This is a genomic window from Anaerotruncus sp. DFI.9.16, from assembly GCF_024461615.1.
Classification (GTDB): Bacteria; Bacillota; Clostridia; order Oscillospirales; family Ruminococcaceae; genus Anaerotruncus; species Anaerotruncus massiliensis.
This window is the reverse complement of record NZ_JANFZX010000202.1, coordinates 1-201: the sequence shown is the minus strand read 5'-3', so window position 1 is coordinate 201 and position 201 is coordinate 1. Positions and strand designations below refer to the sequence as shown.

Annotated in this window: 1 protein-coding gene; it reads left to right on the top strand. The window is 50.2% G+C overall.

What is annotated here, in order from left to right:
- The coding region (locus NE609_RS17530) for a recombinase family protein (RefSeq protein ID WP_256153263.1) at positions 1-201 on the top strand (201 nt) is incomplete at both ends.

Here is a 201-nt window from a genome sequence, read left to right as displayed (position 1 = left end):
TGAGCCGTGATGACTTTGGCAAAGATGATGACCAACAGCGTGAGAGCAATTCCATATCCAATCAAAAGGCAATGTTGGAGGAGTTCGCCGCACGGCAGGGGTTTACGAACATTGTCCATTTCACGGACGATGGCATTAGCGGCACCTGCTTTGACCGTCCCGGATTTTTGGCAATGATGAAAGAAGTGGAAGCCGGGAATG